Genomic DNA, 15,237 nt, shown 5'->3' on the forward strand with positions numbered 1-15,237 from the left:
AAGGCGGGCTTTTACCATCACAATCGATTTGTCAGGTGTTGTTCGAGATAACTTGTTAAAGCAAAGCGTATGATCAGGAGGGTCATCATGATCGGAAACAACAGGAAATGCTGATGCAATGCAAGGCTCACCAAAACGCCCGCCATCACAAGCCAAGGCGGCAGTTTGTACTTGCGGGAAACATATTTTATATAGCGAAAAGTGTCATAGTCGATGACTTGGGGCCTCTGGATAAAAAACAACGATACAAAGGCCATCATAAAGGCGAAATAAAGCGGATAGAAGAAAAATATCGGCGAATCATCATTAAACAAAGGTTTCCAATAGCTAAACCAAGCCAATAATGCGCCGCTGGCAAATACGTCATAGCAGATTTTCGGCGGCAATTTTTTCAAAACAATCCCTGCAATACTGCAGACAGCTAATGTTATGCCAGTGTAATTGAATGTCGTAGATTCCAGCAGGCTTTGTAGTGGGCTGGCGCTTTGCACTATAAAACTGAAGGCGAGGCTTAACGAAATAAACAATGGCATGGTCTGAAGTAACGCTAAAAATGCTTGACATGAAGTGTTTTCATAAGCTTAACATGATCTATTTATGCACAGATAATTTTATAGTGTCGATATGGCAGTCGATTCCAAAAATAGACATTATTTATCAAGATTGTTTTTTATAAGCTATTGATAAGTAAATATAATTATTTTTGTATAAAAACGCTACAATCTAATAAAAGCATAGGCAGGGCAGGGCCTGAAAGCAGTTATTTAGTTGTTATGCACAGGGTTATCCACAGGATTTGTGGATAAAACTGTATGTGCTTGATTGTTAAATTTGAACTGGAAGTCAAGCGGAAAATCAAAAAAAGGGAGCTTAAATATAGATGATTAAGCTCCCTGCTCAAAGCCGAAGGCAAGTAAGAGCGCATACTAATATGCTAGCAACGCCTTGAGGGAATGATAATGTGGCAAATTGTCACACAATTTTTTTAAGGTTTTTCTTTGCAGACAAAATTATTGGCTGAAGCCGGTAAATGCTGTACCTTCTTTACAACCCACGTCACAAGGCAGCAGGGGAATATGCTAAAGGAGAATAAACATAATGACTGAACAAACAAACTACATCCGCTGGTTTAATGAATTAACTATCGATGATGTACCTCTGGTTGGCGGCAAAAACGCATCGCTGGGCGAGATGTATCGCGAATTGACGCCGCAAGGCATTAAGATTCCCAACGGTTTTGCCATTACGGCGGAAGCTTATCGTTATGTGCTGGATCAGGCCAATGCCTGGCGGCCTCTCCATGAAGCATTGGATGATCTTGATCCGGACAATGTCGCCGATCTTGCCAAACGGGCGCGCAAGGCGCGCGATATCATTTATGGCGCGCCTCTGCCGGAGGATCTTGAAAGTCAGATTCTGAATGCATTCGCACAGTTGCAGCAGGAATATGGCGAGGATTTGAGCGTTGCGGTACGCAGTTCGGCGACGGCCGAGGATTTGCCGACTGCCAGTTTCGCCGGACAGCAGGATACTTATCTGAATATACGTGGAGATCAGGCTTTATTGGATGCCTGCAAACGCTGTTTTGCCAGCTTGTTTACCGATCGGGCCATTCATTATCGGATAGACCAAGGCTTCGATCATTTCAAACTGGCGCTGTCGATAGGCGTCATGAAAATGGTGCGATCCGACCTGGATGCCAGTGGCGTTATGTTTTCGTTGGATACCGAATCCGGTTTCAGCGATGTGGTTTTCATTACCGCCGCTTATGGTCTAGGCGAAAATGTCGTGCAGGGTGCCGTGGATCCGGACGAATTTTATGTACATAAACCGACTTTTGAGCAGGGCCATCGGGCGGTGCTAAGGCGCACGCTCGGGGCGAAAAAAATCAAAATGGTTTACAGCGAGGGGCGGACGCGCGAACCGATACGCAACATCGTCACATCGGCCCTGGAGCGCGGGCATTTTTGCATTAACGATCAGGATGTCCTGACGCTGGCCGATTACGCCATCAAAATCGAAAAACACTACAGCGCCAAGGTCGGGCAGACGCGGCCCATGGATATGGAGTGGGCCAAGGACGGTATCGACGGCCAGCTGTATATTGTTCAGGCCCGGCCTGAGACTGTGGAATCACAAAAGCGCGGCATGGTGCTGGAACAATATACGCTTAAACAAAAAGCCGATCCGATCGTTACGGGACGTTCGGTGGGGGCCAAGATTGCCGTTGGCAATGCCCGCGTTATCGAGAAACTCGAGCAGTTGTCCGAGTTTAAGCCCGGTGATGTGCTGGTGTCAGACACTACCACGCCCGATTGGGAGCCTGTCATGAAAATCGCCTCGGCGATAGTCACCAACCGCGGCGGACGCACATGCCATGCGGCGATTATTGCGCGGGAATTGGGCGTGCCGGCTGTGATCGGTTGCGATAATGCCACGACTGCCATCAAAAACAATATGCTGGTGACCGTATCCTGTGCCGAGGGCGACACTGGCAAGATTTATGAAGGTCGGCTTGATTTCGAGATAACCAGCACGGACCTATCCGGTTTGCAGCGGCCGCAAACCAAAATCATGCTGAATATCGGCAATCCCGAGCTGGCCTTCAAGACCAGTTTTTTGCCTAACGACGGCGTCGGCCTGGCGCGCATGGAATTCATCATTACCGAATATATCAAAGCGCATCCGATGGCGCTGTTGCATCCCGACAAAGTTCAGGATTCGGGCGAGCGCGAGCAGCTCAAGCAGTTAATTGGGCCTTATGATACAGGCGAAGAGTTTTTTATCCGGCAACTGTCGGAGGGCGTGGGCACGATTGCAGCAGCGTTCTATCCAAAGCCTGTCGTCGTGCGCATGTCGGATTTCAAAACCAACGAATACGCTACCTTACTGGGCGGGCGCCGGTTTGAATTCGATGAGGCCAATCCGATGATCGGTTTCCGGGGCGCTTCGCGTTATACGCATCCGGCCTATGCCGAAGGCTTTGCGCTGGAATGCGCGGCCATGAAGCGCGTGCGCGACGAGATGGGGCTGACCAACGTCATCCTGATGATTCCATTCTGCCGGCGCGTGCAGGAAGCTCGGCGCGTACTCGAGTATATGGCGCAGCTCGGCTTGAAGCGCGGCGAGAACGGTCTCAAAATCTACGTGATGTGCGAGATCCCCAATAACGTCATCCAGCTTGATGCCTTTGCCGAACACTTTGACGGTTTTTCGATAGGATCGAACGATCTGACCCAGCTTACTCTGGGCGTGGACCGCGATTCGGAAATTGTCGCAGAAGATTTTGACGAGCGCGATCCCGGCGTAAAAGAAATGATACGTCTGGCTGTTGAAGGTGCGCGGCGAACCGGAAGCCACTCCGGTCTTTGCGGCCAGGCGCCGTCGGATTATCCAGAAATGGCCGAGTTTCTGGTGGAAATCGGGATCGATTCGATGAGCCTGAATCCCGATACCGTTCTCAAAACCACGCAACTGGTGCTGGAAACCGAACAGCGGCTTGGCAAACATTAATCGGTCGATAACCGGTCCATCTGTCTGTCCAAAGCCCACCGGACATGTTCTCTTACTAGTTCCGAAGGATGAGAGAGCATGGCCTTTAAGGCGTCAATGACAGGCTGAGAGGCCGGCGCATTGCCCAGAGCAACGGCAATGTTTCTTAGCCAGCGCTCATGGCCGATCCGGCGTATGGCCGAACCTTCCGTTTTGGTCAGGAATTCCTCTTCGTTCCAGGCGAAGACAGTGAGCAATTGCTGGGTATTCAACCGATGTCGGGGATGAAAATCCTTTTCACCGGTTAGTTTGGCAAAACGGTTCCACGGACAGATCAGCTGACAATCGTCGCAGCCGTAGATTCGGTTGCCGATCAGCGGCCTGAACGGCTCGGGAATCGATCCGTGCAGTTCAATCGTCAGATAGGATATGCAGCGTCTGGCATCTACCCGGTAGGGCGAGACAATCGCCTGCGTCGGACAGACGTCCATGCAGGCCGAGCAGCTGCCGCAATGCGATGCGGCCTTGGAGTCGGCCGGCAGCGGCAGATCGGTATAAATTTCGCCAAGGAAAAACCACGACCCCGCTTTGCTGTTAATCAGGTTCGAATGCTTGCCTATCCAGCCCAGCCCCGCTTTTTCGGCCAGCGCTTTTTCCAGGACCGGGGCGCTGTCGACAAAAGCCCGGTAACCGAACGGGCCATACTCCTGTTGAATTTTATCGGCCAGTTTCTGCAAGCGGTTGCGCAACACTTTGTGATAATCGCGGCCGAGTGCATAGCGAGAAATGTAGGCTGAACAAGGCTCTTCAAGCGTCTTATGCAGGGCTTCAGCCGGTTCGGGCAGATAATCCATGCGTACCGAAATCACGCTGACGGTTCCCGGCTGCAGTAAAGCAGGTCTGCTACGTTTATCGCCGTGGCGCTGCATATAGTCCATGCCGCCATGAAAGTGATCGGCGAGCCAGTTTTGCAGGTGGGCTTCCGCATCCGTTAGATCGGTGTCGGTAATGCCCACTTGCTGGAAGCCCAATTCCTGCCCCCATTGTTTGATTTGCCTGGCGAGGGCAGCCATTTTTTCAGCGCTGGTTGTGTCCATCGACGAATACAGGAAATATAATAGATGAGGTACAAAATATACGGTTATGGGAAATTCTTTATGATTGCGCACTCAAATGCAAGTGGTAAGCTTTTTGGAGCTTGATGACATGCATAAATTACCAATAAAACTCTATCGGGCTGCGCAAGTCAGGGAACTTGACCGGATCGCCATTCAGGAACGCGGCATTCCCGGCTTTGAATTGATGAGTCGGGCCGGATACGCCGTATTTCAGTGCCTTCGCAACAAATGGCCTTATGCCCGTTCTGCGGCGGTTTTTTGCGGCTCCGGCAATAACGCGGGCGATGGCTATATTATTGCCAGACTGGCGCGGGAAGCCGGGCTCAGCGTGACCGTTTACTCTGTGTCGGACCCTGAGAAGCTCACAGGCGATGCTCTGACGGCCTACCGGAAGTTTGCCGAAGCCAAGGGGACGGTGGTTCCATTTCAGTCCGATCTGGACATCGAAACCGATGTAACTGTCGATGCACTCTTGGGCACCGGACTGGACAGACCGGTAACAGGCGCTTATGCAGAAGCCATCGCATTCATCAATAAAAATCAAAAACATGTTATTGCCGTCGATATCCCTTCGGGCCTGAATGCCGACACTGGCAATATAATGGCTTGCGCCGTAAAGGCGGATTGTACGGTTTCCTTTATCGGCTTGAAGCAGGGCTTGTTTACCGGGCAGGCGGCTGATTATTGCGGCGAGATTTTCTATGCATCTCTGGCGGTGCCTGACGATGTGTTTGAAGCGGTGCCGTCAAGGACCGTTCGAGTCGTTAAAACACGCCTTCCCAATCGCGAGAGCTATTCGCACAAGGGCAATTACGGACATGTGCTGATAATCGGCGGCGATCTGGGATATACCGGAGCCGCCAGAATGGCCGGCGAGGCGGCCTTGCGCGTCGGCTCGGGACTGGTCAGCATTGCAACGCGGCCAGAGCATGCCGGACTCATGAATTTGAACAGGCCGGAGCTGATGTGTCATGGCGTGGAAAATGCCGGGCAACTGCAGGCATTACTGGAAAAAGCCGATGTCATCGTTATAGGGCCGGGGCTGGGGCAAAGCGAGTGGGCTAGCGATCTGTTCAGCGCTGCCGTGAATTCCCCAAAGCCGCTGGTTATTGATGCCGATGGCCTGAATCTGCTGGCCCGTGCGCCTTTTGTAAAGCCCAACTGGATTTTGACGCCGCATCCCGGCGAAGCCGGGCGCTTATTGCAATGCTCCACTACCGAGGTGCAACAGGACAGATTTGCCTCGGCCACGGCACTTCAAGCCAAATTCGGCGGTGTCGCCATTCTGAAAGGCTCCGGCACTTTGGTCGCTTCAGATCATGAATTGGCCGTTTCGACCTCGGGAAATCCGGGCATGGCTTCGGGCGGAATGGGTGATGTGCTCTCCGGCGTGATTGCAGGATTGCTGGCTCAGAGGCTGGCGTTGAAGGACGCGGCTCAACAGGGTGTTCATATACATGGTCTGGCGGCGGATCTGGCAGTGGAAAAAGACGGAGAAAGAGGCCTGTTGGCCGGCGATCTGATGGAGCCTCTCAGGCAATTGGTAAATTCATGAAACAACATTTAAGCAATACTGAAGAGACAGAACAGTTCGGCGTGCAATTGTGGCAACTGTTGCCGCCGAAATGCCTGGTTTTTTTACACGGCGATTTAGGAGCGGGAAAGACCACCCTGGTCAGGGGCTTCCTGCGCGCGGCGGGTTTTTCCGGCGCGGTCAAGAGTCCTACCTATACGCTGGTGGAAGAATATGCCCTGGCCGACCGTCAGGTATTTCATTTCGATTTATACCGGGTGGCCGATCCCGAAGAGCTGGAATGGATAGGCATCAGGGATTACTTCGATCAGAACGCCGTGTGTTTTATCGAATGGCCTGATATGGGCGTGGGCTTCCTCCCGGAACCGGATGTGGTCATCACATTGACTCCGGAAGACAACGGCCGGTTGCTGGAACTCAAAATGATGAAAAATAGTCTATAGGGAGTGGAAAAACAAAGACATACTGATATAATTTAAACAAGATTGTTGTCATTAGGGATCATAGCTATGAAAAATTACTGGAAGGTCTTATCTATCGCTGGGTTACAGCTCCTGTCTGTATCCGGCTATGCACAGCAAATCAGCGTCAATTCATTGAATTATATTTCCGGTCCCGATCAGGCGCGCATGGTGTTTGATTTGACCTCCGCCCCTAAATACCGAATTTTTCAGCTCGAAAACCCGTCACGGTTAGTGATTGATATCCTGGATGTTCATTTAGGTCAGGCACTGAGCCAGCCTCCCGCATCGCACCCGTTGTTTCAACGGGTACGCACGGCGCTCAGAAACGATACCGATCTAAGAGTCGTTTTTGATTTAAAAAAACAGATCGAGCCCAAAAGTTTCAAGGACGGTTCGCATCTGGTTGTGGAACTGACCGATAAAGGGCCGCTTGCCAATGCAGCCAAGCCAGGAGCAACTCCATCTTTTGCCGGTAAAACCACCGAACCTAAAACAGTTGCCAGAAAAGCCGATATGGCTAAACCGGTTGAGCCGAAGCCGGCCATTAAGAAAGCCGTTGAAGGTAAGTCGGCCGGGCTGATAAAAGTCGCGAACAGATCGCTCAAAACAAAGATGGCTGCCCATAAAAGTAAGGGCATTGTCATTGCCATAGACGCCGGACATGGCGGCAAAGACATTGGCGCCCAAGGATATAGCGGCACCCAGGAGAAGGACGTGGTATTTTCGATAGCCCGCCGCCTTAAAACATTGATCGACAGACAGCCGGGCATGAATGCGGTCATGGTGCGCAATGGCGACTACTTCGTCAATCTGCGCGAAAGAATGAAAATCGCCCGCGCGGCTAAAGCTGACCTGTTTATTTCCATACACGCCGATGCCTTTGAAGATCCCAACGTTAAAGGCGCTTCAGTATTCACCTTATCGCAAAAAGGCGCATCCAGCGAAGCCGCGCGCTGGCTGGCCAACAGCGAGAATGCCTCCGATCTGGTGGGCGGCGTCAAGCTCCATGACAAAGACGATGTTTTGGCATCGGTATTGCTGGATTTGTCTCAGACCGCCACACAAGATGCTAGCGTAGACCTGGCGGCGAACGTACTGGAGAATTTCGGAAAAATCGGCGTACTGCATCATGATGCGGTGCAGAAGGCCGGATTCATGGTGCTGAAATCGCCCGATATTCCGTCCATTCTGGTTGAAACCGCCTATATCTCGAATCCGTCGGAAGAACAGAAATTACGCAACAGCGCGCATCAATCGAAGATGGCGATGGCTATCTTTAAAGGAATCGTGAGCTATTTCAGCCAGCAGCATACGCCGATCAATACCCATATGGCTGAAGCCGATACTGAGCTAAACATGTAACGAGCCTGGCATAAGGGCGGCCACGAAGTCGCCCAAGTTCTCCAATGGCGTGAATTCAGCCGTCGAAATTTCCCCAGCCAATGCTCAAGTCATATAAAATACGACTTTTATTTTGTGTTGGCTATGCGTATTCATTCTCTTCCCACTCAACTCGTCAACCAGATTGCCGCCGGTGAAGTCGTTGAAAGGCCTTCGTCTGTTGTCAAGGAACTGGTTGAAAACTGTTTTGATGCGGGCGCCCGGCAAATATCGATTGATATAGAGCAGGGCGGTACCCGCCTGATTAAAATCAGGGATGACGGCTGCGGCATAGTAAAAGAAGACTTGCCGCTGGCGCTGTCGCGGCACGCGACCAGCAAAATCGCCACGCTAGAAGACCTGGAACATGTCGTCAGCATGGGGTTTCGCGGCGAAGCGCTGCCCAGCATCAGTTCCGTGGCCAGATTGACATTGATTTCACGCACGGCCGGCGCCGATTGCGCCTGGCGCGTCGATGCCGACGGCACGGAGCGGAATTTTGACCCGCAGCCTGACCCGCACCCTGAAGGCACGACGATCGAAGTGCGTGACTTGTTCTATAACACGCCGGCCCGGCGCAAATTTTTAAAAGCCGAAAAAACTGAATTCGCGCATATTGAAACCCTGGTGCAAAGGATGGCGCTGAGCCGCTTTGATATCGGCTTCAAGCTCACGCACAACCAGCGGGAAATCCTGAACCTGAAACCGGCATCCACCGAAATCGAGCAGGAACGCCGGATCGCCGGCATCTGCGGATCGGCTTTCATCGAGAATTCCGTCAAAATCGACTTCGAATCATCCGGCTTGCATTTAACCGGCTGGGTAGGCTTGCCGACGTTCTCACGCAGTCAGCAGGACATGCAGTTCTTCTACGTCAACGGCCGCCTGATCAAGGACAAGCTTGTCGCCCACGCCGTGAAGCAGGCTTATCAGGACGTGCTGTTCCACGGGCGGCATCCGGTCTTTGTTCTGTTCCTGACACTGGACCCGGCGCTGGTCGATGTCAATGCGCATCCGGCAAAACTGGAAGTCAGATTCAGGGAAGGACGGCTGGTGCATGATTTCCTGTTTTCGGCACTGCATCGCTCGCTGGCTGATTTAAGGCCGGGGCATCAGGAGCAGACTTCGACGCTGGTGCAGGAGTTTGCACCCCAGCCGCAGGCGAAACCTGTCGAAGGCTATAGACCGGAAAGCCATAAACCGGCCTATAGCCCCAGACTGCCTCAGCAAGAGGCGTTGCCTTTGAATGTAGAGGAAACGATACAGGCGTATGCCGCGCTGTATTCAAAACCCGAGCCCGTGCAAAAACCGGCGCAGACGCAACCGGCAGCACAGACAAAAGGTACGCCGCCGCTGGGTTATGCCATTGCGCATCTGCACAGTATTTATATTCTGTCCGAGACGCCAAACGGCATTATTTTGGTCGATGCCCATGCAGCGCATGAGCGTGTGACCTATGAACGCCTGAAGAAGCAGTATCACAGTGGCAATGTGCCAAGCCAGCCGCTGCTGCTGCCTATCAAGATAAAAGTCAGCCCGGCTGAAGCGGATCTGGCCGAGCAGGAACACGAGTTCTTCATGTCGCTGGGCTTCGATCTGAACCGTTCAGGCCCTGAAACGGTCATCCTGCGCTCGACGCCGGCGTTGCTGAACAATGCCGATATGGAGACATTGATACGCGATGTGCTGGCCGACATCATCGAACACGGCGTGAGCACCCGGGTGCAGGAACAGATCAACGAACTGCTGGCTACGATGGCCTGCCATGGCGCCGTGCGCGCGCATCGCCGCCTGACGGTCGATGAAATGAACGCCTTGCTGCGCGAGATGGAACAGACCGAGCGAATAGGCCAATGCAATCACGGCCGGCCGACCTGGATAGAGCTGTCGACCCATGAGCTCGACAAATTCTTCCTGCGCGGGCAATAAAATTTATTTTAGGTACTATGCAAAAAAACACGCATCCCCCGGCTATTTTCCTGATGGGGCCCACGGCCTCGGGGAAAACCGCCCTGGCCGTGCAGCTGGCTCAAACGCTCAATGGCGAAATCATCAGCGTTGATTCGGCGCTCGTGTATAAAGGTATGGATATAGGCACCGCCAAGCCCACGCTCGCGGAAAGAGGCGGAATTCCTCACTACCTGATAGACATTCTGGACCCGGCGGAATCGTTCTCGACCGGCCAGTTCAGAGACAAGGCCCTGGCCTTGATGGCCGATATTACTGAACGCGGCAAGCTGCCGATACTGGTCGGCGGCACCATGCTGTATTTCAACGCCCTGAACAGCGGACTGGCTGTGCTGCCCGAGGCCGATGAAGCCGTCAGGGCAAAGCTCGATCAGGAACTGGAGCAGTTCGGCAAAGAGGCCCTGCATGCGCGGTTGGCCCAAGTCGACCCCGAAGCGGCGGCCCGAATTCACCCCAACGATCCTCAGCGCATACAGCGCGCATTGGAAGTCTACGAGATCAGCGGCAGGCCGATGACTTCTTTCTTCGAAGAAGGCCAGGTGCAAGATATTCCCTACCGAAAAATCAAGCTGATCATCGCTCCGCCGGACAGAAAAATCCTGCACGATATCATCGCCCAGCGTTTCAGAAAAATGTTGGAGCAGGGCTTGGTTGCTGAAGTGGAAGCGCTGTTCAAGCGCGGCGATTTGATGGAAAAAATGCCCTCGATCCGGGCGGTCGGCTATCGCCAGGTCTGGTCCTATCTGTCGGGCGAATACGATTACGACACCATGGTCGAGAAAGGCATCGTCGCCACGCGGCAGCTGGCCAAGCGCCAGTTTACCTGGCTGCGCAGGGAAATTGACGCGGCCAATTTTGAGACCGGGCAGCCGGACTTGCTGGAGAAGGTGCTTGCTGAAGTCAGACAGCATTTATAGTAGCGGCCAGCTCCGGCCCGTGCTCAAGAAGAATAAAACGACAATAACCTGATAAAAAGCTATGAATAACTTATTGAAAAACTCCATCTGGCTACTCATTGCTATCCTGGGTGCGGCAGCGGTCGGCGGCATCGCCCTGAACCGCGGCGAGAGCATCAACGCGCTATGGTTCATTACCGCGGCGCTGTGCGTCTATGCGATCGCCTACCGCTTTTATGCGGCATGGGTTGCCGCGTCCGTGCTGGTCGTCGACCAGACGCGCGCGACGCCGGCCGAACGCCTCGACAATGGCCGCGATTTCGTGCCGACCAACAAATGGATCGTCTTCGGTCATCATTTTGCGGCGATTGCAGGCCCAGGCCCGCTGGTCGGGCCGACGCTGGCCGCGCAGTTCGGCTATCTGCCCGGCACGCTGTGGCTGTTGTTCGGCTCGGTGCTGGGCGGCTGCGTGCAGGATATGGTGACGCTGTTTCTGTCCACGCGCCGCAATGCTAAAAGCCTGGGACAGATGGCGCGCGACGAGCTCGGGCCTCTGGGCGGCACGGCTGCTTTGATCGGTACGTTTTCCATCATGATCATCCTGATTGCCGTGCTCGGGCTGGTGGTCGTCAATGCCATGAAGCACAGCCCCTGGGCGACTTCCACGGTGGCGGCGACGATCCCGATTGCAATGATCGTCGGCCTTTACATGCGCCATCTTCGTCCCGGCCAGGTGCTGGAAGCATCGGCCTTGGGCGTGACGCTGCTGCTGCTGTCGGTTGCGGGCGGCGGCTGGATCGACGGCAATGAGACATTGCGCGGTTTGTTCGATCATGAAGGACTGATGTTGGCCTGGTGGGTCATGGCGTACGGCTTCGCGGCAGCCATTCTGCCGGTCTGGCTGCTGCTGGCGCCGCGCGATTATCTGTCGACCTTTATGAAACTGGGCACTATCACGCTGCTGGCCGTGGCGATCGTCGTGCTGCAGCCGGACGTGAAAATGCCGGCCGTGACGCAATTCATCGACGGCACGGGGCCGGTCTTCGGCGGCAAGCTGTTTCCGTTCGTGTTCATCACCATCGCCTGCGGCGCGATCTCGGGTTTCCATGCCCTGGTGTCTTCCGGCACAACGCCGAAACTGCTGACCAATGAACGCGACATCCGCATGATCGGCTATGGCGGCATGGTGCTGGAGTCGTTCGTGGCGGTCATGGCCATGATCGCGGCAACGGTACTCGATCCGGGCGTGTATTTCGCCATCAACAGCCCGGCCGGCGTGATCGGCAAGGAAGCGGCCGCGGCCGTTGCAACAATTTCTTCATGGGGCTTTCCGGTATCCGTGGAGCAGATGCAGGCATTGGCCAGTAAAATGGGCGAGGCCAGCCTGTTCGCGCGCACGGGCGGCGCGCCGTCGCTGGCCGTCGGCATGGCCAGCATTTTCGGCAGCGCGTTCGGCGACGGGCTGCTGGCCTTGTGGTATCACTTCGCCATCATGTTCGAGGCCATCTTCATCCTGACCACGCTGGATGCCGGCACGCGCGTGGGCCGGTTCATGCTGCAGGACATGCTCGGCAATATCTGGCCGAAAATGGCGGAGACCTCGTGGGCGCCTTCGGTCATCCTGACCAGCGCGCTGGTCGTGGGCGGCTGGGGCTATTTCCTCTATATCGGCGTCATCGACCCGAACGGCGGCGTCAACATCCTGTGGCCGCTGTTCGGCATCGCCAACCAGATGCTGGCGGCTATCGCCCTGTGCGTGGCGACGGGCATCCTGATCAAATCCGGCAAATTCAACTATGCCTGGGTGACCGGCCTGCCGCTGTCGTGGCTGATCATTATCACCAGCACCGCCTCGTGGCAAAAGATCACCAGTGATGACATTCGCATCGGCTTTTTTTCGGCCGCGAATGATCTGTCCGACAAGCTGGCCGCCGGCACGCTGCCGCCCGAGAAAGCCGCCATCGCGCCGCAACTGATCTTCAACCTACACCTGGACGCCTATCTGACGCTGTTTTTCGTCGCACTGCTGTGGACGATCGTGTTCGACATGGTGCGCGTATGCGCTCTCCATCTGGCTGGCAAGCCGGTGCGGCCGCTGACCGAAGCGCCGCATAGCCCAAGCCGGCTGGTGGAAGAATGGGCGCGAGATTGATGATCAGTCGGCTCAAGTCATTCTGGCAGATCGTGCGTCATCTCTCCGGCGACGACGCCTATGAGCGCTACCTGAAACACCATGCCATGCATCATCAAGCCGACTCAGATCATGTTCATTGCCAGCCGCTGAGCAAAAAGGAGTTTTTCAAGCAGTGGCAGGATGAGAAGTGGCGGGGTGTGAAGCGTTGTTGTTAGGAAGGACGATTTCGATGTATGTCATCATTAGTTAGGAACGATGGCGCATCGCTGAATTTTTCAAGCACGAATAGTGGACGTTGATAATCGCTTGATTATCTATTAAGGATAGGAAGAATATGTTGATTTTACGACCTGAACAACGATTAGCATTGCTTAATGACCTCAGAGCTAGGCGGAATAATGAGCTTGCTAAAATGATCTGCGATGAGTTGCTGTCACAGGCTAACGAAACAATGAAAAATTATGATCCCGATAAAATAGAGCAAGTTGTTTTTGAAGTCATTGACCAATGTCACAGTAGAGATATTGTTCATGCAGACCAGATTCTCAATCTGTGTTATATACGATTTATTACCAATGCGGACGTATTTTCAATGGATGCGTTTTCTGATTTATTGAACGATGATCTTATGCATCCTTATGCTAAAGCCAGGCATCTGATAATGTCATTTTTTGAAATTAATAACTTAGTTAAAGGGCAATAGGATGGGGACTCTAGTAGCTGGTGCGCCTTTGTTGGCAGCCGGCCCGCCGGGTTGGGCGGCCTATGCCGCTCTTGCTGCTGGTACGGTAGTTGTTGGCGGTGTAATTTATATGTCTTCATCAACAACCAATGAAGAAGCTAAAACTGATACGAGTACTAAATCAGATACCCAAACTTGCCGTAATCGCGATTGGTCGGTTCATAGTCATGCCCAAGGCACCGATATAGGTGGCACTACCAAATCAACTATTGGGGCTCCTACGGTGGTGTCGTGTAATCCGATTCCTGTTTCCATGGGTACAGCTAATGCCAATGCAACTTACGCCATGCTGAAGAAAATTCAAGCCAAGAACAGGGCTGAAGCCTACGCCAAGGCATTAAAATGGCTGTCGAATCTCCCTGCTAATGGTGGCTTTCTTGGCCAAAAATCCTTCGAAAATTATAAAGTATCAGGAGGTATTCGCTTCGACATAGATTCCTATGGTCCATCCAACAACTTTATCTATTGAAATATTATGAATCTTGAGCAATTACGTAATCATCCTGCTTTTCCTTTTGTCAATTTTGAAAAAAATGACCTGGAATTTCTGTTGCTGGAGATGTTTTGGATTGAATTGTTTCGTTCCTGCTTTAGCGAACAAAAGCAGATAGATCAATGGCATCCCCTTTATCCTGCTGAGCGTGATGCATCCCCAATTCTTATTATGGCTAATGATACTCTTAATCGGGCGGTACGTGTTCATTTGCGCATAAATGAAGACAACAGTCCTTTATATTCCGCTCCTGCTACAGTAGTGGGAGATAATGGTTTTTTGCCTTTTGATTTGTGGTTGAATGATATTTTTGAATCCTCGGGACAGAGAATCTATTCCGGATTGGTGCTATCAACAGAGATGTCCGCACAAGCTTTAATTTTTACTGAAAAAGCAATGACTCTCTTTTGTCATGATCTGGTTCCAGAAGAAAAAATACAGGAAATAATCGACAAATATTATGCAATTTTAGAAGAACGAGGTTATTACTGGCGGTAGCGTTTATATTCGGGATGTTGCCTCAAAAGAACTCGGTAAGGCGCAATCTTTAATGCGATGAGGTGTAATCCGTAACGTATTAAAGATCATCCAGCGCATTACGCTGACGAGACTGTGAAAGAATTCAGTCGCCATATTTGGTATAATATTGTTAGTTATCCTATTGATTTAAAAAAAGAATGACTAATCGACGCTATAAGATAGGGCAAAATCGATACCAGACTGTACTATGGCCATCCAGTATTGATGAATATGTGTCCGAGAATAATCCAGTGCGTGCCATTGATGCCTACGTTGAAACACTCGATTTGGCGAATTTGGCTATCCAAAACAGCTGTTCAGGTCTTACGGCAGGGCAACCTTTGCGCAGGACGGGGTTTGTAACCCCGTCCTTAACGTTTAACACTGACGTTCTTGATTAATATATGAGAAAGGAAACACACATACCCCACAACCAAATTAGGGCATTGTTAATTAAGTATAGTATCCAATTCACCGTTCCATTTAAGCATCAAAAG

13 protein-coding genes are annotated in these 15,237 nt (G+C 52.4%); 11 read left to right on the plus strand and 2 right to left on the minus strand.

The annotated features are described in order from the left end of the window. Nucleotides 1-17: 17 nt before the first annotated feature. A complete protein-coding gene (locus IT781_RS12425) occupies nucleotides 18-533 on the minus strand; it encodes a hypothetical protein (protein WP_228779120.1) in 516 nt (171 codons plus the stop codon). Between the two features lie 565 nt (nucleotides 534-1,098). On the opposite strand from IT781_RS12425, the gene ppsA reads away from it, so the two are divergent. Next, a complete protein-coding gene (gene ppsA, locus IT781_RS12430) occupies nucleotides 1,099-3,513 on the plus strand; it encodes a phosphoenolpyruvate synthase (protein WP_194970481.1) in 2,415 nt (804 codons plus the stop codon). Here ppsA and queG read toward each other — a convergent pair. Next, nucleotides 3,510-4,589 (minus strand): tRNA epoxyqueuosine(34) reductase QueG, encoded by a 1,080-nt coding sequence (gene queG / locus IT781_RS12435; RefSeq protein WP_194970482.1) that lies wholly within the window; start codon nucleotides 4,587-4,589, stop codon nucleotides 3,510-3,512. The two genes, ppsA and queG, sit on opposite strands and share 4 nt — an antisense overlap. Before the next feature lie 109 nt (nucleotides 4,590-4,698). Here queG and IT781_RS12440 point away from each other — a divergent pair, with 109 nt between their 5' ends. The 10 genes from IT781_RS12440 to IT781_RS12485 all read left to right on the plus strand — a co-directional run bounded on the left by IT781_RS12440 (nucleotide 4,699) and on the right by IT781_RS12485 (nucleotide 14,719). Further along, on the plus strand, nucleotides 4,699-6,165 hold the full coding sequence (locus IT781_RS12440; RefSeq protein WP_194970483.1) for an NAD(P)H-hydrate dehydratase: 1,467 nt from the start codon (nucleotides 4,699-4,701) through the stop codon (nucleotides 6,163-6,165). Continuing rightward, complete coding sequence (gene tsaE, locus IT781_RS12445) at nucleotides 6,162-6,587, plus strand: tRNA (adenosine(37)-N6)-threonylcarbamoyltransferase complex ATPase subunit type 1 TsaE (protein WP_194970484.1); 426 nt, start codon at nucleotides 6,162-6,164, stop codon at nucleotides 6,585-6,587. Before IT781_RS12440 ends, tsaE begins: the two co-directional genes overlap by 4 nt. 66 nt (nucleotides 6,588-6,653) lie before the next feature. Next, nucleotides 6,654-7,970 carry an N-acetylmuramoyl-L-alanine amidase gene (locus IT781_RS12450; protein ID WP_194970485.1) on the plus strand — a complete coding sequence of 439 codons (1,317 nt, stop codon included), beginning with the start codon at nucleotides 6,654-6,656 and terminating at the stop codon, nucleotides 7,968-7,970. Nucleotides 7,971-8,093: 123 nt separating this feature from the next. Beyond that, nucleotides 8,094-9,917, plus strand: a complete 1,824-nt coding sequence (gene mutL / locus IT781_RS12455) for a DNA mismatch repair endonuclease MutL (RefSeq protein ID WP_194970486.1) — start codon at nucleotides 8,094-8,096, stop codon at nucleotides 9,915-9,917. Nucleotides 9,918-9,934: 17 nt separating this feature from the next. Further along, complete coding sequence (gene miaA, locus IT781_RS12460) at nucleotides 9,935-10,873, plus strand: tRNA (adenosine(37)-N6)-dimethylallyltransferase MiaA (RefSeq protein WP_194970487.1); 939 nt, start codon at nucleotides 9,935-9,937, stop codon at nucleotides 10,871-10,873. 61 nt (nucleotides 10,874-10,934) lie between these two features. After that, entirely contained in the window at nucleotides 10,935-13,004 is a 2,070-nt protein-coding gene (locus tag IT781_RS12465; protein ID WP_194970488.1) for a carbon starvation CstA family protein, read from the plus strand. Then, nucleotides 12,989-13,201 carry a YbdD/YjiX family protein gene (locus IT781_RS12470; protein ID WP_228779121.1) on the plus strand — a complete coding sequence of 71 codons (213 nt, stop codon included), beginning with the start codon at nucleotides 12,989-12,991 and terminating at the stop codon, nucleotides 13,199-13,201. Before IT781_RS12465 ends, IT781_RS12470 begins: the two co-directional genes overlap by 16 nt. 119 nt (nucleotides 13,202-13,320) lie before the next feature. Continuing rightward, nucleotides 13,321-13,689 (plus strand): hypothetical protein, encoded by a 369-nt coding sequence (locus tag IT781_RS12475; RefSeq protein WP_194970489.1) that lies wholly within the window; start codon nucleotides 13,321-13,323, stop codon nucleotides 13,687-13,689. Between the two features lies 1 nt (nucleotide 13,690). Then, a complete protein-coding gene (locus IT781_RS12480) occupies nucleotides 13,691-14,197 on the plus strand; it encodes a hypothetical protein (protein ID WP_194970490.1) in 507 nt (168 codons plus the stop codon). 6 nt (nucleotides 14,198-14,203) lie between these two features. Beyond that, nucleotides 14,204-14,719 carry a hypothetical protein gene (locus IT781_RS12485; RefSeq protein WP_194970491.1) on the plus strand — a complete coding sequence of 172 codons (516 nt, stop codon included), beginning with the start codon at nucleotides 14,204-14,206 and terminating at the stop codon, nucleotides 14,717-14,719. Nucleotides 14,720-15,237 lie beyond the last annotated feature (518 nt).

The organism is Methylobacter sp. BlB1 (assembly GCF_015476545.1).
In the GTDB taxonomy this organism is placed as follows: Bacteria; Pseudomonadota; Gammaproteobacteria; order Methylococcales; family Methylomonadaceae; genus Methylobacter.